General features: G+C 40.6%; 14 protein-coding genes and 4 tRNA genes. 10 read left to right on the forward strand and 8 right to left on the reverse strand.

Annotated elements, in window-relative coordinates:
• Nucleotides 1-98: 98 nt before the first annotated feature.
• The 9 genes from J2X77_RS19240 (at nt 99) to J2X77_RS19280 (ending at nt 9,631) form a co-directional block, all read left to right on the forward strand.
• Nucleotides 99-171, forward strand: a tRNA-Met gene (locus J2X77_RS19240).
• Nucleotides 172-227: 56 nt separating this feature from the next.
• Nucleotides 228-300 (forward strand) — tRNA-Met (locus J2X77_RS19245).
• Nucleotides 301-355: 55 nt separating this feature from the next.
• A tRNA-Met gene (locus tag J2X77_RS19250) sits at nt 356-428 on the forward strand.
• A 55-nt stretch (nt 429-483) separates the two neighbouring features.
• A tRNA-Met gene (locus tag J2X77_RS19255) sits at nt 484-556 on the forward strand.
• Nucleotides 557-905: 349 nt separating this feature from the next.
• Nucleotides 906-3,995, forward strand: coding sequence for a TonB-dependent receptor (locus tag J2X77_RS19260; RefSeq protein ID WP_310082078.1), 3,090 nt, complete (start codon nt 906-908; stop codon nt 3,993-3,995).
• A gap of 23 nt (nt 3,996-4,018) precedes the next feature.
• Complete coding sequence (locus J2X77_RS19265) at nt 4,019-5,740, forward strand: RagB/SusD family nutrient uptake outer membrane protein (RefSeq protein WP_310082080.1); 1,722 nt, start codon at nt 4,019-4,021, stop codon at nt 5,738-5,740.
• 174 nt (nt 5,741-5,914) lie between these two features.
• Nucleotides 5,915-7,216 carry a ribosome biogenesis GTPase Der gene (der, locus tag J2X77_RS19270; protein WP_209580350.1) on the forward strand — a complete coding sequence of 434 codons (1,302 nt, stop codon included), beginning with the start codon at nt 5,915-5,917 and terminating at the stop codon, nt 7,214-7,216.
• A 20-nt stretch (nt 7,217-7,236) separates the two neighbouring features.
• The gene (gene cysS / locus J2X77_RS19275) at nt 7,237-8,703 is read left to right on the forward strand and encodes a cysteine--tRNA ligase (RefSeq protein WP_209580352.1); all 1,467 of its coding nucleotides are present in this window, start codon (nt 7,237-7,239) and stop codon (nt 8,701-8,703) included.
• Between the two features lie 43 nt (nt 8,704-8,746).
• Nucleotides 8,747-9,631 (forward strand): DUF4440 domain-containing protein, encoded by an 885-nt coding sequence (locus J2X77_RS19280; RefSeq protein ID WP_209580354.1) that lies wholly within the window; start codon nt 8,747-8,749, stop codon nt 9,629-9,631.
• A gap of 78 nt (nt 9,632-9,709) precedes the next feature.
• On the opposite strand, the gene J2X77_RS19285 is transcribed toward J2X77_RS19280, so the two are convergent.
• On the reverse strand, nt 9,710-11,056 hold the full coding sequence (locus tag J2X77_RS19285) for a peptidylprolyl isomerase (protein ID WP_209580356.1): 1,347 nt from the start codon (nt 11,054-11,056) through the stop codon (nt 9,710-9,712).
• Between the two features lie 477 nt (nt 11,057-11,533).
• Here J2X77_RS19285 and J2X77_RS19290 point away from each other — a divergent pair, with 477 nt between their 5' ends.
• Entirely contained in the window at nt 11,534-12,625 is a 1,092-nt protein-coding gene (locus J2X77_RS19290; RefSeq protein ID WP_310082085.1) for a lactonase family protein, read from the forward strand.
• A gap of 42 nt (nt 12,626-12,667) precedes the next feature.
• On the opposite strand, the gene mnhG is transcribed toward J2X77_RS19290, so the two are convergent.
• From mnhG to J2X77_RS19325, 7 genes are all read right to left on the reverse strand, one after another.
• Nucleotides 12,668-13,018 (reverse strand): monovalent cation/H(+) antiporter subunit G, encoded by a 351-nt coding sequence (gene mnhG / locus J2X77_RS19295; protein ID WP_209580360.1) that lies wholly within the window; start codon nt 13,016-13,018, stop codon nt 12,668-12,670.
• Nucleotides 13,011-13,286 (reverse strand): monovalent cation/H+ antiporter complex subunit F, encoded by a 276-nt coding sequence (locus J2X77_RS19300; RefSeq protein WP_209580362.1) that lies wholly within the window; start codon nt 13,284-13,286, stop codon nt 13,011-13,013. The genes mnhG and J2X77_RS19300 overlap by 8 nt, the downstream gene beginning before the upstream one ends.
• Complete coding sequence (locus J2X77_RS19305; RefSeq protein WP_209580364.1) at nt 13,283-13,759, reverse strand: Na+/H+ antiporter subunit E; 477 nt, start codon at nt 13,757-13,759, stop codon at nt 13,283-13,285. Before J2X77_RS19305 ends, J2X77_RS19300 begins: the two co-directional genes overlap by 4 nt.
• Nucleotide 13,760: 1 nt before the next feature.
• On the reverse strand, nt 13,761-15,269 hold the full coding sequence (locus tag J2X77_RS19310) for a proton-conducting transporter membrane subunit (RefSeq protein ID WP_209580374.1): 1,509 nt from the start codon (nt 15,267-15,269) through the stop codon (nt 13,761-13,763).
• A complete protein-coding gene (locus tag J2X77_RS19315) occupies nt 15,266-15,622 on the reverse strand; it encodes a Na+/H+ antiporter subunit C (RefSeq protein ID WP_209580376.1) in 357 nt (118 codons plus the stop codon). The genes J2X77_RS19310 and J2X77_RS19315 overlap by 4 nt, the downstream gene beginning before the upstream one ends.
• The gene (locus tag J2X77_RS19320) at nt 15,622-16,044 is read right to left on the reverse strand and encodes a Na+/H+ antiporter subunit B (RefSeq protein ID WP_209580377.1); all 423 of its coding nucleotides are present in this window, start codon (nt 16,042-16,044) and stop codon (nt 15,622-15,624) included. Before J2X77_RS19320 ends, J2X77_RS19315 begins: the two co-directional genes overlap by 1 nt.
• 63 nt (nt 16,045-16,107) lie before the next feature.
• Entirely contained in the window at nt 16,108-18,417 is a 2,310-nt protein-coding gene (locus J2X77_RS19325) for a putative monovalent cation/H+ antiporter subunit A (protein ID WP_209580378.1), read from the reverse strand.
• Nucleotides 18,418-18,456 lie beyond the last annotated feature (39 nt).

Here is an 18,456-nt window from a genome sequence, read left to right on the forward strand (position 1 = left end):
CTCATAACCCGAAGGTCACTAGTTCGAGTCTGGTCCCCGCTACTAAAAGGAAGAGCCGGTTGCAATGGCCGGTTCTTTTTAAGAAATTCAAAATATATTGCGGGGTGGAGCAGTTGGTAGCTCGTCGGGCTCATAACCCGAAGGTCACTAGTTCGAGTCTGGTCCCCGCTACTAAAAGGAAGAGCCGGTTGCAATGGCCGGTTCTTTTTAAGAAATTCAAAATACATTGCGGGGTGGAGCAGTTGGTAGCTCGTCGGGCTCATAACCCGAAGGTCACTAGTTCGAGTCTGGTCCCCGCTACTAAAGGAAGAGCCGGTTGCAATAACCGGTTCTTTTTAAGAGATTCAAAATACATTGCGGGGTGGAGCAGTTGGTAGCTCGTCGGGCTCATAACCCGAAGGTCACTAGTTCGAGTCTGGTCCCCGCTACTAAAGGAAGAGCCGGTTGCAATGGCCGGTTCTTTTTAAGAGATTCAAAATACATTGCGGGGTGGAGCAGTTGGTAGCTCGTCGGGCTCATAACCCGAAGGTCACTAGTTCGAGTCTGGTCCCCGCTACTAAAGGAAAAAGCTGAGATGAATATCTTGGCTTTTTTTATGCGCTACTAATCTATTGTAGCCATGGTATATCCTCCAGGGTAGGCGCACTTTCCTTTCATCTAATTTCCCATTGTTTGGTTGTCCACATTTATTTAAAGATCAATTTTTGATACAGCTTTATGCTTCTTCTTCGTGCACGTGTGATAGGTTGTATAATGCGTGTTTATGCAATCGTTTGTCCAATTGGCGCAATCGATTTCGTTGTTTGTAAATTTTGATATCCTACCATCTTACTTTAGTTTTAGCATTCATGTACCTAAATTTTGATTAGTAAGCTAATCAATTTTTAAACTAACTATAAAATATTATGATTTCAAAGATTCTTGAAAATCACAAGTTGAGTCTGTTATCAATAGCTTTACTCCTATCAAGTTCGCACAACTTGGCAAATGCTAATGATCTTCCAGTTGCGGGCCAAAATGTATTGTTGCATGGCGCTGTTTATCAACAAAAAGTGAATGGAAAAGTGCAGTCGACGGACGGCCCATTGGCTGGAGCAACTATTAGCGTTAAGGGGAGCGGTAAATCGACATCGGCAGGAGCAGATGGACGTTTTACAATAGATGCTAAAAATGGTGATGTACTGGTCATTACGAGTGTGGGGTATAAAGCACAAGAAGTGATAGTGACAGGACCGGTTGTCAATATCAATCTGGAGTCTAATAGTGAGGCACTCCAGGAAGTTGTTATTGTTGGTTATGGAACACAACAGAAAAAAGAAAGTTTGACTGGCGCTCTTCAGGCGGTTAAAGGAAACAAATTACGTGATGTCACTACGCCATCGGTTGAGAATATGCTGAATGGTAAGGCTGCCGGTGTATATGTTGCACCAGGAGCTGGTAAACCTGGATCAAATGGTGGTGTTGTGATTCGTGGTCAGGCAACCCTAAGCGGTACGACGAGTCCGTTGTGGGTTATTGACGGTGTTATCGTTGGCTCAAGCCCAGGTGATATCAATCCAGATGACATTGAATCATTGACTATACTAAAAGATGCTGCCTCAACATCTATTTATGGTTCTCAAGGTGCAAATGGTGTTGTTGTCGTTACAACAAAAAATCCTTCGGCTTCCAAAACAAGCATTAGCTTTTCTACAAAAATGGGTATCAACCAACTTTCCAATGGACACATGGAAATGATGGACGGGGCTGAACTTTATGACTACTTTGCTTCATTTTCGAATCCCGCTGATATCAAATTCCCACGTTGGAATTCGGACTTGCGCAATAGCAATTTTGATTGGTGGAAGCTGGCAACGAAGACTGGATTTGTTCAAAACCACAATTTATCCATTCAGGGAGGAAATGATAAACTACAGTCTTATTTGTCTTTAGGGTACTACAACGAAGCCGGTGCTGTAAAAGGGTATGATTACGATCGTTATAACTTTAGATTACGTACTAACTATAAGCCTTTTGACTGGTTGACCATCAAGCCATCTATTGCCGGTTCGAGACGTGCGGTAGATGATCGTCAATATGATGTCAATGCCATGTATGGAAACCTACCTTGGGATAGTCCATACGATGCAAATGGAAATTTAGTGCCACACCGTTATAGTGGCTGGGTCAATAATGCAAGCACGAATTACTTGTATGACTTGCAATGGAATCATAGTGCCAATACCAATTATGAATTTATGGGTAACTTAGATTTCGATGTCAAATTAACGGATTGGTTGACCTTCTCTTCTGTCAACAATTATCGCTACAATACGTATTCTGACAGTGGTTATCAAGATCCGCGATCAAACAGCGGTGAAAGTGTAATTGGGCGTGTGACGGATTACCGCATGGAGTTTGCGCGTCGTTATACCAACCAAATCTTGCGTTTCAACAAGACCTGGGATAAACATAGTCTGAATGGATTGGCTGCATACGAATTTAACGACTACTGGACAAAAACTTTAGATGCTTACGGAACGGGTATTGTCAATGGTTTCGAGGTATTGGATGTTGTTGCAAAGCCAGAACGTACGAAAGGCGGAATTTCCGAATGGGCAGTACAGTCATTCTTGTCGAATGCAAACTATGCATACGATAATAAATATCTGGCACAGGTGTCGTTCCGTCGAGATGGAGCATCCAATTTTGGTACCAATGCAAAATATGGAAACTTCTTTTCCGTTAGTGGTGGCTGGAATATCAATAAGGAAGAGTGGTTCAAGGCTGATTGGGTAGATAATTTGAAACTGCGGGCGGCTTATGGATCGGTAGGTAATAGACCAAGTTCATTATATCCGCAATATAGTCTTTACTCGGTGTCTGCATCATCAAGTTACAATGGTATACCAGGGGCATTAATTAGCCAAATCGGTAATAAAGATCTGACTTGGGAAAAAACCTACACAACTGGTTTTGGGGTTGATGCAGCCTTGTTTAAGAATAGATTGCGATTCAATGTTGATTATTATGACAAGAAGACTGATAATGTACTTTATCAAGTGCCAATCAGCGGTCTGACCGGTGTCACTTCTATCTGGAAAAATATTGGTAAGATGCAAAACCGGGGGATTGAATTGACCATTGGTGGCGACATCGTTCGAAATGACAATGTACATTGGAGCTTGGATGTTAATTTGAGTCACAATATGAATAAATTGACCGAGCTATTTGCGACAAAAGATGCCAATGGTAATCTAGTTTCAAAACCAATTATCGCAGGTGACGGATCGGGTATCGCTGGATCAGCGCAACGTCTGCTTCAACCTGGTTTTCCGATAGATACCTATTACTTAAAAGAGTGGGCTGGTGTTAACGTAGATAATGGTTTGCCAATGTGGTATCGATACGAGACAGATGCCAATGGCAATGAAACAAGGACAACGACGTCGAACTATTCCAATGCAACCTTCCGTAATGTAGGAAAAGGAAATCCGGATCTTTTCGGCGGTTTCAGTACGGCTTTAAGTTATAAGCAGTTTGACCTGAATGCCGTGTTCGGTTTCTCCTTGGGCGGTAAATTATATAATTACTCGCGTCAGGAATTTGATTCGGATGGAACCTATACGGATCGTAACCAGATGAAGTTACAGGATGGTTGGAGCCGTTGGGAAAAACCTGGCGATGTTGCCACTCACCCGATTGCAAGATACGATAACCAAGATAAAGGCAATTCACCGTCAACACGCTTCTTGGAAAGTAACAATTTCTTAAAAATGAGATCCTTGACTTTGGGTTACAACTTCGATCTGAAAAAGTATAACATCAAAAATTTACGTGTATTCTTAGCTGGAGAGAATTTGTTTACGATTACAAACTACTCGGGTGTTGATCCGGAGCTTCCATTGACTGAACCAGATGGTAAAGGCGGGGGTGGTCAAATGATCAGATCTACAGGCGTTTCTGTATATCCAATGGTTCGTAAATACATGTTCGGCGCAAGTGTGACATTTTAATTTTAACGTTTAGAAAACCAATAATGAAAAAGATATTAATCGGACTTTTGATCGCAGCGGCAGTATCCTCCTGCGATATTGATCGTCTTCCTTATACTTCGATGGACGAAGAAAATATAGCAAGTAATCCTGATGCAATGGTAACAGGTACTTATGCGCAGTTAAAAGCTTGGTCTGATCCGATGCACCGTCTTGGTGAATATGCCGGTGATAATATGATGATCCGCGGGTCATCCACAGATGCGTTCTACGAATTTATCTCCTATGCAAGAACACCGAATAATTACCGTTTGCAGAACTTTTGGGATAGCGGTTATAAAGCGATTGCCCAATCGTCGAACCTGATCAAGATGTTTGCTGAAGGTCAGAGTCCAGAAATGGATAATAAAATAGGTGAATGTTACTATATCCGCGGGATGATGTATTTTTACCTTTGTCGCGCATTCGGGAAGCCTTACTACCAAAGTCCAGAAACAAATTTAGGCGTTCCGATTGTCAATGGTACACCTGAAGATGTTTTCAATGATTTGAATTTACCAGACCGTGCGTCTGTAAAAGATACTTACGCGCAAGCGATCAGTGATCTGAAAAAAGCAGAAGCTTTAATGACAATTGATAAAGGGGCAGCATATGCGTCTAAGGGTGCAGCGCAAGCCATGCTTTCCCGTATCTATCTGTATATGAGTGGTACGTATAAAAATCCAAATGCGGAATATGCGCGTCTTGCTGTAGAATATGCGGATAAAGTGATTAACTCAGGCAAATATGTCCTATTGGGCCGTGAGCAATTTATGAAATACAATACATTTAGACCTGAAGATAACAAGGAGACCATCTTTGCAGTGAAACGCGTGGCTTCTGAATTTTCGGGCGATGATCACTATTATGGTATTGGTGGTATGTACTCGAATATCGGTGGTATGGGCTGGGGTGAGATGTATTCCAGTGCCAAGTACATTGATTTATTGAATGAAACTGGTCGCAATGACTGGAGACCTGATCATTATACGATTGTCGATGCGCGCGCAGCCTTTATTGAACCTACTTATTCAAAAGATGATGCCGGGAAATATTCGACGGTGTTTCGATTTATTAAGCAGGATGTGCCCCAAAAAGCAGGTGATCCGGTTACATTGAGTTATGTGCAGGCTCCTGTTACTATTAGCGGTAATACCATTACTTGTAAAGATGGTGAAAATGTCTATACATTGACTGCTGTCAATGCTGCACAGCAAACCTATAAAATTTCGTATGCAGATGGTAAAACATATGTAGGTATGATTGATTATTATATTTCCTTAAACCGTGCTTATCCACAGTTTTATATTGTGAAGTGCTCACGTGAAGGCGAGGAATCACAGTTGCACTCACCAGTCATCAGCCGTTTAGGTGAAATTTATTTAAACCGTGCTGAGGCTAATGCAAAATTAGGTAATTATGGCGCTGCTTTAAATGATTTGAATACTATCAGAAATCGTTCTATTGTAAATGGTGGCTACGCATCGCTCGATGCAAGTAATGCATTTAAATTGATTGATAAAGAACGTCAACTGGAGCTGGCCTATCAGGCGGAACGCAGTTACGATGTTTTTCGCAACGGAGAACCTCTAAATAGAACATATCCTGGACCGCAGAAGCAGTTCGAAGATATTGCACCAACAGATTTTAGAGTAACCTATTTTATACCACAAGATGCGATAAACTCATATCCTGGTAAGTTGACACAGAATCCAACGTCTAATTAGAATTAAATGTATACGATCATTTAATCAATATAAATGGCTTTACTTCACGGTAAAGCCATTTTTGTTTTTGTGTCTCAATTATCCCTTTCGAATCCGTATCTTTGTTCCCTTAAGTATAATTTTAGCATAAAAGTGCCACCTGCTGTGATAGTGGGTGGATCAAATAAAATAAATATGGCAAATATTGTTGCAATTGTTGGTCGTCCAAACGTTGGTAAATCTACCTTATTCAATCGTCTTACAGAAAGTAGAAAAGCGATTGTCGATGACTTTAGTGGGGTGACGCGCGACCGTCATTATGAAACAGCCGAGTGGATCGGAAAGAGATTTACAGTAATTGATACAGGTGGTTTTGTACATGGTTCAGATGATGTCTTTGAAGAGGCAATCCGTGATCAGGTCTATATCGCTATTGAAGAAGCATCGGTCGTGATCTTTATGGTAGATGTCACTACCGGAATTACGGATTTGGATGACGAAATCGCTGATATTCTGAGAAGAAGTTCCAAACCTGTTTATGTGGTGGCGAATAAAGTCGATCACGCAAAATTGCACCATGAATCGGCTGAGTTTTATGCCTTTGGATTAGGAGAGGTTTTCAATATTTCCTCCGCTACAGGATCGGGTACAGGAGAACTGTTGGATGCTGTTGTCTCTCATTTTGAAGAAGAGCAGGAAGAAGATGAAGCTTTACCTAAATATACGATTGTTGGTCGCCCAAATGTGGGTAAATCCTCTTTGACAAATGCATTGATCGGTAAAGATCGCAATATTGTTACGCCAATGGCTGGTACAACACGTGATTCAATCCGTATTCATTATAATCAATATGGACACAACTTTTTATTGATCGATACTGCAGGTCTTCGTCGCAAATCCAAAGTAAATGAAGATATCGAGTTTTATTCGGTCATGCGTACTATTAAAGCGTTGGAAGATTCTGATGTGACGATTTTAATGCTCGATGCGCAAGATGGATTAGAGGCGCAGGACGTTAATATTTTCAACTTGGCAGAGAAAAACCGCAAAGGTATCGTGATCGTTGTCAACAAATGGGATTTGATCGAAAAAGATAATAAGACCATGAAGGCGTTCGAAGATCGCATCAAAGAAAAAATAGCGCCGTTTACTGATGTACCTATTGTTTTTACTTCGGTGACTGAAAAACAACGTGTTCTTAAGGTGTTGGAGGTTGCTGATAAGGTATATGCTAACAAAACAAAGAAAATCCCAACGTCCAAGCTGAATGAAGTGATGCTGGATATTATTGAAAACTATCCACCACCATCCTTAAAAGGCAAATACATCAAAATTAAATATGTAACACAATTGCCAGGAAGAACACCGATGTTTGCGTTCTTCTGTAATTTACCACAATATATCAAAGATCCATATAAGCGCTTTGTAGAGAATAAATTACGTGATAATTTTGACTTTACTGGTGTGCCAATTCAAATATACTTTAGACAAAAATAGCTTTCAAGCAGCGATTAGACATGGACCATAATCTCGTTTTATACAATACACTTTCGCGAACAAAAGAAAAATTCGAACCCATTCATGCCAATCTCGTTGGTATGTACGTCTGTGGCCCGACTGTATACAGTGATGTACATTTGGGTAACTGTCGGACGTTCGTGTCTTTTGATTTGATTTTTAGATACCTACGTCATCTTGGTTATAAAGTGCGTTATGTGCGCAATATTACGGATGCGGGGCATTTGGAAGGCGATCGTGATGAGGGAGATGACAAATTTGCAAAAAAGGCAAAATTGGAACAGTTGGAGCCTATGGAAATTGTACAAAAGTATACGATAGGTTTTCACGACGTATTGCGTCTTTTTAATACCTTGCCGCCAAGTATTGAGCCTACGGCGACAGGGCATATTTGCGAGCAGATCGAGATGATCGAACAGATTATGGAGAATGGCTATGCTTATGAAAGGAATGGTACCGTATATTTTGATGTTGAAAAATACGTTGAAACATATGATTATACGATATTGACCAATCGTAAATTAGAGGATATGCTCAATAACACCCGTGAATTGAGTGGTCAGGATGAGAAAAAGGGGCGTTTGGATTTTGCCTTGTGGATCAAAGCAAAACCCGAAACGATCATGCGTTGGCCCGCTCCTTGGAGCGTTGGCTTTCCGGGCTGGCATATCGAGTGTTCAGCCATGAGCAGAAAGTACCTGGGCGATCAGTTTGATATTCATGGTGGTGGAATGGATTTGGCTGCTACACATCATACCAATGAAATTGCACAGTCTGAAGCATGTAACCATACGAGTCCTGCAAAGTACTGGATGCATACCAATATGTTGACTGTAAATGGTGCCCGTATGTCTAAATCTGCTGGAAACGGATTCTTGCCGGGCGAGTTATTTACAGGAAATCATCCCTTACTGAATAGAGGATACTCGCCGATGGCTGTACGCTTCTTTATGCTACAGGCGCATTATAGAAGTACTTTGGATTTTTCAAATGAGGCACTGGATGCAGCCGACAAGGGTTATAAGCGCCTAATGACTGCTATAAGCCTCTTAGATAAATTGAAAGTATCGAAAGGTGCTGATTCATTTAATTTAGCTGAAATCCGCCGCAAGTGTTACGCCGCTATGGATGACGACTTTAATAGTCCAGTACTCATCGCCGAGCTATTTGAAATTGTACGTATCATCAACTCAATTTATGATGGTAAAGCGAAAGTGTCGGCTGAAGGATTGGAAAACTTGAAAGTATTCATGAAAGAATTTGTCGAGGATATCCTCGGGCTTAGAAACGATCAGACATCCGCATCTGATGATATTGACGATGTCATGAATCTGGTTATTAAGCTACGTAATGAAGCAAAAGCAAATAAAGACTTCGTTACCTCAGATCGTATTCGTGATGAGCTTAATACTATTGGAATTCAATTGAAAGATAGTAAAGAAGGAACACTTTGGAATAAGATTTGATAGAGAAGAAATCGAATTTATAAAAGAGGAAATCATTTTGCGTATGAATTTTTGGAATAGGCTATCTGTTGTAACAATGATGAGTGTTGTTGGTACAACACTACATGCACAGATACCCGAGAAAGTTGGCAGCCTACTGCAGGCAGATAAGGATGCAGCAGCATTGGCTAAAGCATCTACACCGCACCAGGCATTTCTTTCGATTATTGATAAAGAATCTACGTTTTATGTTCCGTCGGCAGTAAATGCTTATAATTATCTGAATAATAGACCAAATATTCCGGATGTCTTGCATTGGCAACCTACGTTTGCGCTGATTGCGAAGAGTCAGGAGTTCGGCGTGACTTCGGGGTCTATGGATTTTCAGAAGGTAGGTGCGCGATTGCGACACGGAGAATATCTCACCGTATGGAAGCGGAATAAGAAGGGCAAGTGGCTGGTCGATATTCGCGCCGAAGTGGAAAACAATGGGAACGACGGTGAATTTGATTTGGAATATATCGAACCTACCGATTCTTGGTATCTGAAACATCGTTCTAAAGTACGCTTAAATCAGCGGGAAGATATTGTTTTAGAAACAGACAAGTTAATGTCGACAGTATTGAAAGCCGACAACCCAACCGCTTATAAGGAGTTTTTAAGTGAGGATGTACGGTTTTTGTTTCCCTGGACTAGTCCGATGGAAGGAAAGGCTACTATGATGGCCTATCTCAAAAAGCAACGAATGACGATAGAAACAGTCCCCGAAGAAGTAAAACGTTCGTATAGTGGAGATTTTGCCTATACAAAAGGAACGGCAACGGTGAGACAGAAGGATAAAGTTGTCAAGTATAATTATATTCGCATCTGGCAACTCAGTGAATTGGCGAAAGATGATGTGAAGAAGGCCAATTGGAATATCCTGATTGAGATGATGTTTGAGAAATAATAACGGAGACTGGAAAATAAAAAGGGCTTGAATAATTGATATTCAAGCCCTTTTTAGGTGATAAGTGTTTTAAGCTTATTATTTTCTCCATTTTTTCAATTCATCACATGAACCAAATTCGTCACTGATATCAATAAATGTTGTTTTGGATTTATCGTCAAACCATTTGCTCAGATTGCGATTGATTTTATCTTGTCTGGCCGCCTCTTTAATTTTGGTAAAATCCTCGTCCAAATTAGCTTTGTGTGGAGGAATACGCGTTTTTAAATAATTGAAGCGATAGCCAACATCGCCCATTTTGTCTGTAAATTGCGCTGGTTTGGAGTATTCTCCCGGTTTTAGCTGATCGATTGCTGTAAATACTGATTTTTCCAAGCCATCCATAGGAATTACTGTGGTACGGCTTGAGCCTTCTTGATTAAGGATCATACCACCATTGAATTTACTTTCCTCTGCATCCGAATAATTTGTGGCAGCGTGATAGAAATCCATTTTTTTGTCAACGACTAATTTATAGATACTGTCCAGTTTATTTTTAGTCCGTTCTAACGCTGCGGCACCAGGATTAATCTTCATTAGAATATGGCGTGTGTGAACCTCTTCGCCACGTCTTTCGAGTACCTGAATAATATGGAATCCATATTTAGATTCTACAATGGGCGATATTTCTCCAGGTTTTAATTTAAATGCCATTGCAGAGTATTCCTTGACGTAGTTGTCGCGCGTACCGAAACCCAAATCGCCACCGTAGGGTGCTGATCCTGGGTCTTGGGAATATATACGAGCCATTGTACCAAAATCAGAGCCCTCTACAATCTGTTTTCGGATACCTTCAATTTTGTCTCGTTGTTCTTTTTTTTCCTCATCTGTCAACTTCGGCATCATGACAATTTCACCAATTTCGACTTCAGTATTGAAATAAGGGAGGCTATCTTGATTCAGGCCTTCAAAATAACGTTTTACTTCCAATGGTGTTACGTCAACTTTTTGAACAATGTTTTGCTGCATTTTGTTCGCTTTCAACTGCTCAAAAACACTTGCACGCATTTCTTCCTTGTATTGTAATAACGAGCGGTTGAGAAATTTCTCAAGACGTTCTTGACCTCCAGCCTGTTGTGACATATGGCGTAAACGGGAGTTAAGGTTGTCGTCAACTTCGGTTTCTGTTACATCAATAGAGTCAATTACGGCCTGTTGGGAAAGCAGTTTCTGAATGATTAATTGCTCAAGTACACCGCATTTAAAGTTTTCATTAGGTTTGTTTCCTTGCGCTAACCATTGCGAATATTGCATATCCACGTCGGACTGTAAGATAATGCCCGATCCAACTGTTGCGACAACACGGTCAATCACCTGACGTTGCGCTAAACTAGCCTGAATTGAAGCTAAAAGCAATAAAAACAATATATAAATGTTTTTTTTCATTCGTATAAATTATTTATGATATTTATGAGTGTCCACCATTTGTTTAAATGGGCTCTTTTCACTCGGTCATTTGTTCATGATTTATTCATTATTAAAGGCTCAGGCCTTTGCAGATATGTAAGCTAATTATATTCAATATATACTTTTTTGAACAACAGCACAAAATTATCAGATTATATGAATTATTCGTACTTTTATTTAACAATATTTTTGCACTCCCAATATTTTAAATGGGTGATTTTGGAATTGTTAAAATTGATGCGCTAAAATACGCATTTGCCTATTAGAAAGGGCGGTTTTAACCAAATTTAACAAGTCTATTGACGATATTTGTGCCGATAAAATGGTTGCGGGTTTTTGAATTTAAGCACCGAAAAATGAATACATAAATTTAATCGAGGTCGCAAATAGTGTATACACAAACCCGTAGCAACGATCTCATTAAATACATGGGTATCAATTTATAAAATAATTTCGATGAAAAAAGCATTTATTTACTTAATGACAATTTTACCTTTCGCTAGTTTTGCACAACAGACTCCTATGTTTGTCGGTACTTACACTAGCAAAACTGAAAGCAAAGGTATTTATGTCTATAATTTTGATGTCAAAACTGGTAATGCAACGTTGTTGAGTACACAGGAGAGTAAAGACCCTTCATTTCTCGCCCGGAGTAACAACTTTATCTATGCTGTTAATGAGGTTCCGAATCAAGAAGGGACAGTTTCTGCTTATTCTTTTAAAGACGGGCATTTAACATTTCTAAACTCACTCCCTTCAGGTGGAGGGGCGCCTTGTTTTGTCGAGGTCCATCCTAACGGAAGCCTGCTGGCCGTAGCAAACTATACGGGCGGATCTGCGGCTCTATTTGATCTAGAAAGTAATGGTGTCTTGAGTAAAAGAGCGCGACTGATACAACATGAAGGTAAGGGAGTTGACCCAGTTCGGCAAGAAAAACCACATGTACATTCTACTTTTTTCTCTAAAAAGGGCGATAAGTTGTATATCCAAGATCTTGGCCTGGACGAGGTCTCAATTTATTCAGTCAATAAAGCTGGAAATACCTATAGCCTCGCTGAGGAATCGGAAGATATCTTTACTCCTGCTGGGGGCGGCCCGCGACATATCGTTTTTGATAAGAAAGAGAAATTCTTGTATGTTGTATTGGAAATGACGGGTCAAATTGCCTTTTATAAGAAAGATGGCAATGCCTGGATGTATCAAAGTACATTTGATATCAATCCGGAAGGTTTTAAAGGAAGTAACGGTGGGGCAGATATCAAGATGTCTGCTGATGGCAAATTTTTGTATGCAACCAATAGGGGCGATGCCAATACGATAGCTACTTTTTCGGTAGAGAAAGATGGAGAATTAAAGAAAATAGCCAATAATTCGGTAAAAGGTAAGGGACCGCGCAATTTCAATCTTTCTCCAGATGGTAAATATCTTTTAGTTGCCAATCAATACACGAACAACATTGTTTTGTTTAGCCGGGATACGAAAACTGGTTTGTTAACAGATACCGGGAAAGAAATTTCTGTGCCTGCTCCTGTTTTTATTCTATTTTAATCAAGGTAAGAAGATTTTTAAGAAAGGCTCAATGGACTTTTCTTAAAAATCTTCTTTTCTGCAATCTAATTTTCCCTCTTTTTCTAGATCATTTAAGGTGGTTCCCTTCCATGTTTTTACGCGTTGTATGTATGCGGCTCTGCCAATCATGTGTGCTGCAACTGGCGCCGTTAGAATCAGAAAGAAACCAATAGCTATGGCCTTTGTAGTCACGGATACATCCGGGAAAGTGACAGCAGCACAAATGAGCAATAGCCCAACACCGAGTGTTGCTGCCTTGACGGTTACCGAAAGACGTAAATAAAAATCCGGCATCCGCAAGATGCCAATAGAAGCAAACAATATGGCCAGTGCCCCTATAGTGCTTAGTATGGCTAAAGTAATATCATTCATCTTTGCTTTGTTTTTCTAAATAAAATGAAAATGCGATTGTGCCAAGAAATGCGATAAGTGCTAATATCATGGCAATATCTAAAAATACTTCCTGCGAAGTTCGTATACTATAGACGGTAATGATACCGATTCCAATGGTAATAATAAGATCTAAGGCAATAACACGATCAAATATCTGAGGTCCTTTATACAGGCGAATAAAAGCCAATATGACTGAAATAGTCAAGATTGGGAGAATTACATAGTCAAAATAGCTGTTTAAAGTCATCTTAAGAGTTCTAAAAGTCTTCGTTCAACATTATTTTTAAGGGTAGAGACAAACTGTTCCCTGTTCTTCATGTACATCACATGGATAAAGATCGTCTTTTTATCTTCACTTACATCGAGTATAAGTGTGCCTGGTGTTAACGAAATAAAAGTTGAAAGTAGGTTGATTTCTAAATCTGTTTTTGCATCCATAGGATATTTCACAATGGCCGGTTTGATGAAAAATTTCGGTGTGATGACATCATAGGCAACCTGAATATTAGCAACGATCATTTCCCAAAGGAAAAAAAGAATAAAACTCAATGTTTTAGGTACCCGATAGAAGTAGCGCTGATCGGCTTCATTTCTGTTCATCAACCAGAGTATGCCAAATCCGAGCATAAAACCGAATAGAAAGTTCGAGTAATACATTGATCCCGTCAGTGCAACCCAGATAAAGGATAACATGAGGTTCATTAAAAACTGCTTTATCATATTATTTCTGCCCTCCTAGTACAGCGTTTATGTAAGGTGATGTGTCCAATAATTGTGTAGCAATCTGATCCGCCACATGAATGATAGCCTCGGCATTGAGCCCGATATACAGCGACGCAGATGCCAAAATAACAACCGGGAGTATGAGCATTGTTTTTTTATACCCAACCATATCTGCAAATTTATCTTCAACTATTTCTGGGTCAGGTGCATCTTTCCAGAATACCTGTGCCCACATTTTGGCGATGACAAACAAAGTGATAAAACTACCGATGATCAAGGCTCCTGCAAAGGCATACTTTTCGAGCTGGAACGCGTCCCGGAATAAATAGATTTTGGGCCAGAAACCCGATAGGGGCGGTATGCCGACAAGAGAAAAAAGAACAAGGGCAAAAAGTAAAGAAATTTTGGGGTATTGTGCATACAGTCCACCCAATTTATTCATATCCATGGTACCGCGGAGTTGACGTACAACACCAGCAATTAGGAATAAATTGGTTTTAACCATGATATCGTGGATGAGATAGAATATTGCTCCTAGTAAGGCCCATTTACTGTATAGGCCCAGCCCGCCAATCATAAAGCCGATATGGCAAACGATTAAATAGGAAAACAACCTTCGGATATTGGTTTTGATCAATGCACCAAAGGCACCGGTCAAAATTGTCAATATGGCTAGTGCGATCAGTAGTTCTTTGGTAAAATGATTGGGAATAAATAGCAAAGAAAACACTCTGAATAATGCGTAGATACCTACTTTTGTCAATAGGCCGCCGAAAGTCGCCGCTACTGCCGAGGGCGGGGTATGATAAGATGATGGTAGCCAGAAGTAAAGTGGAAATACGGCAGATTTAATACCAAAACCGATCAGAAAAAATGTCGCTGTGATTTCTACTAACGCTTGGTTCTGTATCTTTGGGATACGCAAAGCTAAGTCGGCCATATTCAATGATCCTGAAATACCATAAAGTATGCCTATCCCTGTTAAGAAAAATGTGGACGCCAAGATATTCATGGCCATGTATTTTACAGCCCCTTCCAGTTGGGATTTTCTCCCACCCAATGTCATGAGTACGAACGAAGAAATGATAATGACTTCAAACCATACATACAAGTTGAAGATATCACCAGTGAGAAAGGCTCCATTCAGTCCCATCATTAAAAAGTGGAAGATCGGGAAATATCCGTAGAGAATACGCTGGCGGCCCACGCCGACACAGGAGAAGATGGAGACAGCAAGACCTGCAATTGATGTGAGAAGGACAAGGGTGCTACTGAATAGATCCGCAACAAAGACAATTCCAAAGGGAGCTTTCCAATTGGCCGCATTCATGGTTAAAATACCACCTTCGTAGACCTTGAAGAATAATTTAAAAGCAAGAATAAGAACGAGCAAGCTTCCACCAACACTCAGGAAACGTTGTGCAGTAGATTTGCGCCAAAACATCAGTTGGACAATAGCAATAAATAAGTGCACGATGATCGTGGCAATAATGTGGTTGTCTATCATATATCTTCTTCCTCAGGGGTGTTCAAATCATCCAAATCGTCTGTACCCAGCAATGCATAGACACGCTTGAGCAGAACGATGGCAAAGGAGGTTAGGCCAAAGCTAATCACGATGGCTGTTAAAATAAGAGCTTGCGGAATTGGATCCGCATAAATATCGGTGAATACTTTCAGATCTGGTGCAATAATAGGCGGTTTTCCTTTAATAATATTGCCCAATAAGAAGATCAGTATATTGGTGCCATTGCCCAGTAACATAATACCCAACAACAGTTTTACCATGCTTCGACGGAGGATAAGGTATATCCCAGCGGCATATAAAATGCCTATTAATAAGACAAGAATCAGTTCCATTATTCTTCTTCTTCAGTAGTTAACGCAATTGTAAATAAAATTGTAAGCACGACGCCAATAACAACAAAATATACACCAAGGTCAAAAAACAATGCTGTTCCGATCATTCCGATGACTGGAATTTTTTCCTCAAGCCACAGTCCCGTCATCACGGGATAGCCAAAGAAAACGGGCAGGAACATGCTTATCGCCGAAACACCCAGTCCTATGGGGATGAGGGATAAGGGTTTATATTGAATCAATTTCATGGTGTTTTGTGGGCCAAAGGCAAAACTATGCAAAACAAAGGCAATAGAAGCGACCAAGCCCCCCACGAACCCTCCCCCAGGGTAATAGTGCCCTCTTAATAGCAGGAATACCGAGAAAAGTAAGAGTATCGGTAATAGATATCGCGTTGCGGTCTGTAATATTGTACTGTTCATTTGTTACTATTTAGCTATGCATTATGCTATGTCCGTTTACGGACCCATAGCTGTTAAACATCATTATTCTTTATCCGAAGGTTTTAAACGTAATTTTAATAAGCTGTATACACCCAATGCAGCAATACTCAACACGACAATCTCAAACATGGTGTCAAAGCCTCTGAAATCCACAAGCAGTACATTGACTACATTTTTACCCTTAGCAAGCACATAAGCATAGTCGCCGTAGAAATCACTGATATTAGTCGTTGTTGGTTCATGCAGGACACGGAGTGCTACCATGGACAGCAAAACGCCAAAAATTACAGCGACTATGGCGTCACGAATGACGGTGCGTCTGTTTGCCAGATTCAGGAAGGAAGGGAGTTTAAACAGTACCAAGACAAAGAGTACTACCGTGAGGGTGTCTATTGTAAACTGGGTCATTGCTAAATCTGGAGCACTGTAAAATACGAAAATAAGACATATGGCATAGCCTACGACACTAGTGGCCACGACTGCTGTCAACCGGGATGTGGTTCGTATGGTCAATACAATAGCACCGATCAAAATACAGACCGTAGTTACTTCGTAGAAGCTCACGGGCGATAGTGTTTCCCATTTGATATGGAGTGGCCCCCCGAGATATAGCTGGTAGGCGATCAATACTTCCGCAAATAAGATGATTTTTAATAAATATGAACGCAAGTAGCCGTTGTGCATTTTGTTTGTGAAGAAAGCGGAGAACAATACAATTTCCTGTGCACACAGATTGATCATATATTCTGGAGAAATCTTATTGAATTTCGCAATCCAGGTCAATTTGTTATTACTTGGTCTGTTTACGAAATAGAGTAGCGTACCGGCAGCAATTGTAATTGCACTTAGGAGCAGGATTAAATTAAAGCCATGCCAGATTTTTAGCTGAAAAACTTCCGTTTTGGCAAGTATACTTACCGCGGTTGGGCCTGCAATCCACTCACCAATAAGTCCGGGCATACAGCCAAAAATAACACCAAGAACGGCTAAAAGTAATGGTGGGATCCACATGGCTTTGTAAGGCAGATGGATTTTACTGAATTGTTCGGGCAACTTCCCCATAAAAGGTTTGATACCGGCCATAAATCCAGCGGAGACCAATAATATATTTGTTGCGACCGCAGCCGCTGTCAAATAGAGAAATAAATCCGGTGCTGCGTGTAGTGTTGCCTCATAGATCAGATCTTTTCCAATAAATCCAAAAGTAAGCGGAATACCAGCACTGGAAAGTGCAGCAAGAAAACCTGCGATAGCGACAGGCATCAAAACCTTACGCAGTCCCCGTAAAACCGTCAGATCCCTTGTCCCGGTTTCATGATCTATAATTCCCGTAATAAGGAATAAAGCGGCTTTATATAAGGCATGTACAAGTATAAAGACACATGCTGCAATAATGGCGTCCTTTGTACCAAGACCCAATAAAAAAACCAAAATTCCTAGTGCGGATATCGTTGAATAGGCCAAAACGCCTTTTAAGTCTGTTCTGAACAGCGAATGAAAGGCGGTGTAGAGCATGGTAAAGCCACCAATGGCCATCAGGGAGTACATCCAGATGGGGTTCCCTCCAAGAATCGGCGAAAAGCGGGCCAAAAGATAAATACCTGCTTTGACCATGGTTGCAGAATGGAGGTAGGCCGAGACTGGCGTTGGCGCTTTCATGGCACCAGGTAACCAAAAATGGAAAGGGAACTGTGCAGATTTTGTAATTGCTCCAAGTGCGACCAAGCCAAATACCAAGGGGAAGAGTGGATGTTGTTGAATGAGTGATACTTTGTCGAGCAGTGCTGTAATATGATAAGTACCTGCGATATTACCCAGTAAAATGAAACCTGCCAGTAGAAAGAAGCCACCTAGACCCGTGATGGATAGAGCGGTCAATGCGCTTTTGCGTGAATCGTTGTTGTCATTGTTAAATCCAATGAGAAAAAATGAGCTGATTGAAGTCAGTTCCCAAAAGATAAATAATAATAACATATTGTCCGATAGGACAAGCCCCAGCATCGCTGACATAAATAAGCAGAGATAGCCAAAGAATCGATCGATATACCGATGCCCTTTAAGATAGGCATTCGCGTAGAAGAAAATACAGGCTCCGATACCGGTAATCAATAAGGCGAAAAGTAGGGATAGCCCATCCAGTTTAAAATCCAGATTGATACCTAGAGAGGGCACCCACGAGGTTGACTGTACAAAATAGGAGCCTCGACCAATAGGTACAATATATTGAGCAAAATATAGAAATAGAAGTACCGGTAAGAATGCGAGAATAAAACCCCATTTGGTTTTTAGGAAACGACCAAATGGAACAATAAGGCTCGATGTTATTAATCCTGACAGAACAGTAAATAGCATTTAGTCTTTGTTTTAATTTTTATTGAAGTGTTTGTTTTA

The sequence above is a fragment of the Sphingobacterium sp. 2149 genome (assembly GCF_031455655.1).
Classification (GTDB): domain Bacteria; phylum Bacteroidota; class Bacteroidia; order Sphingobacteriales; family Sphingobacteriaceae; genus Sphingobacterium.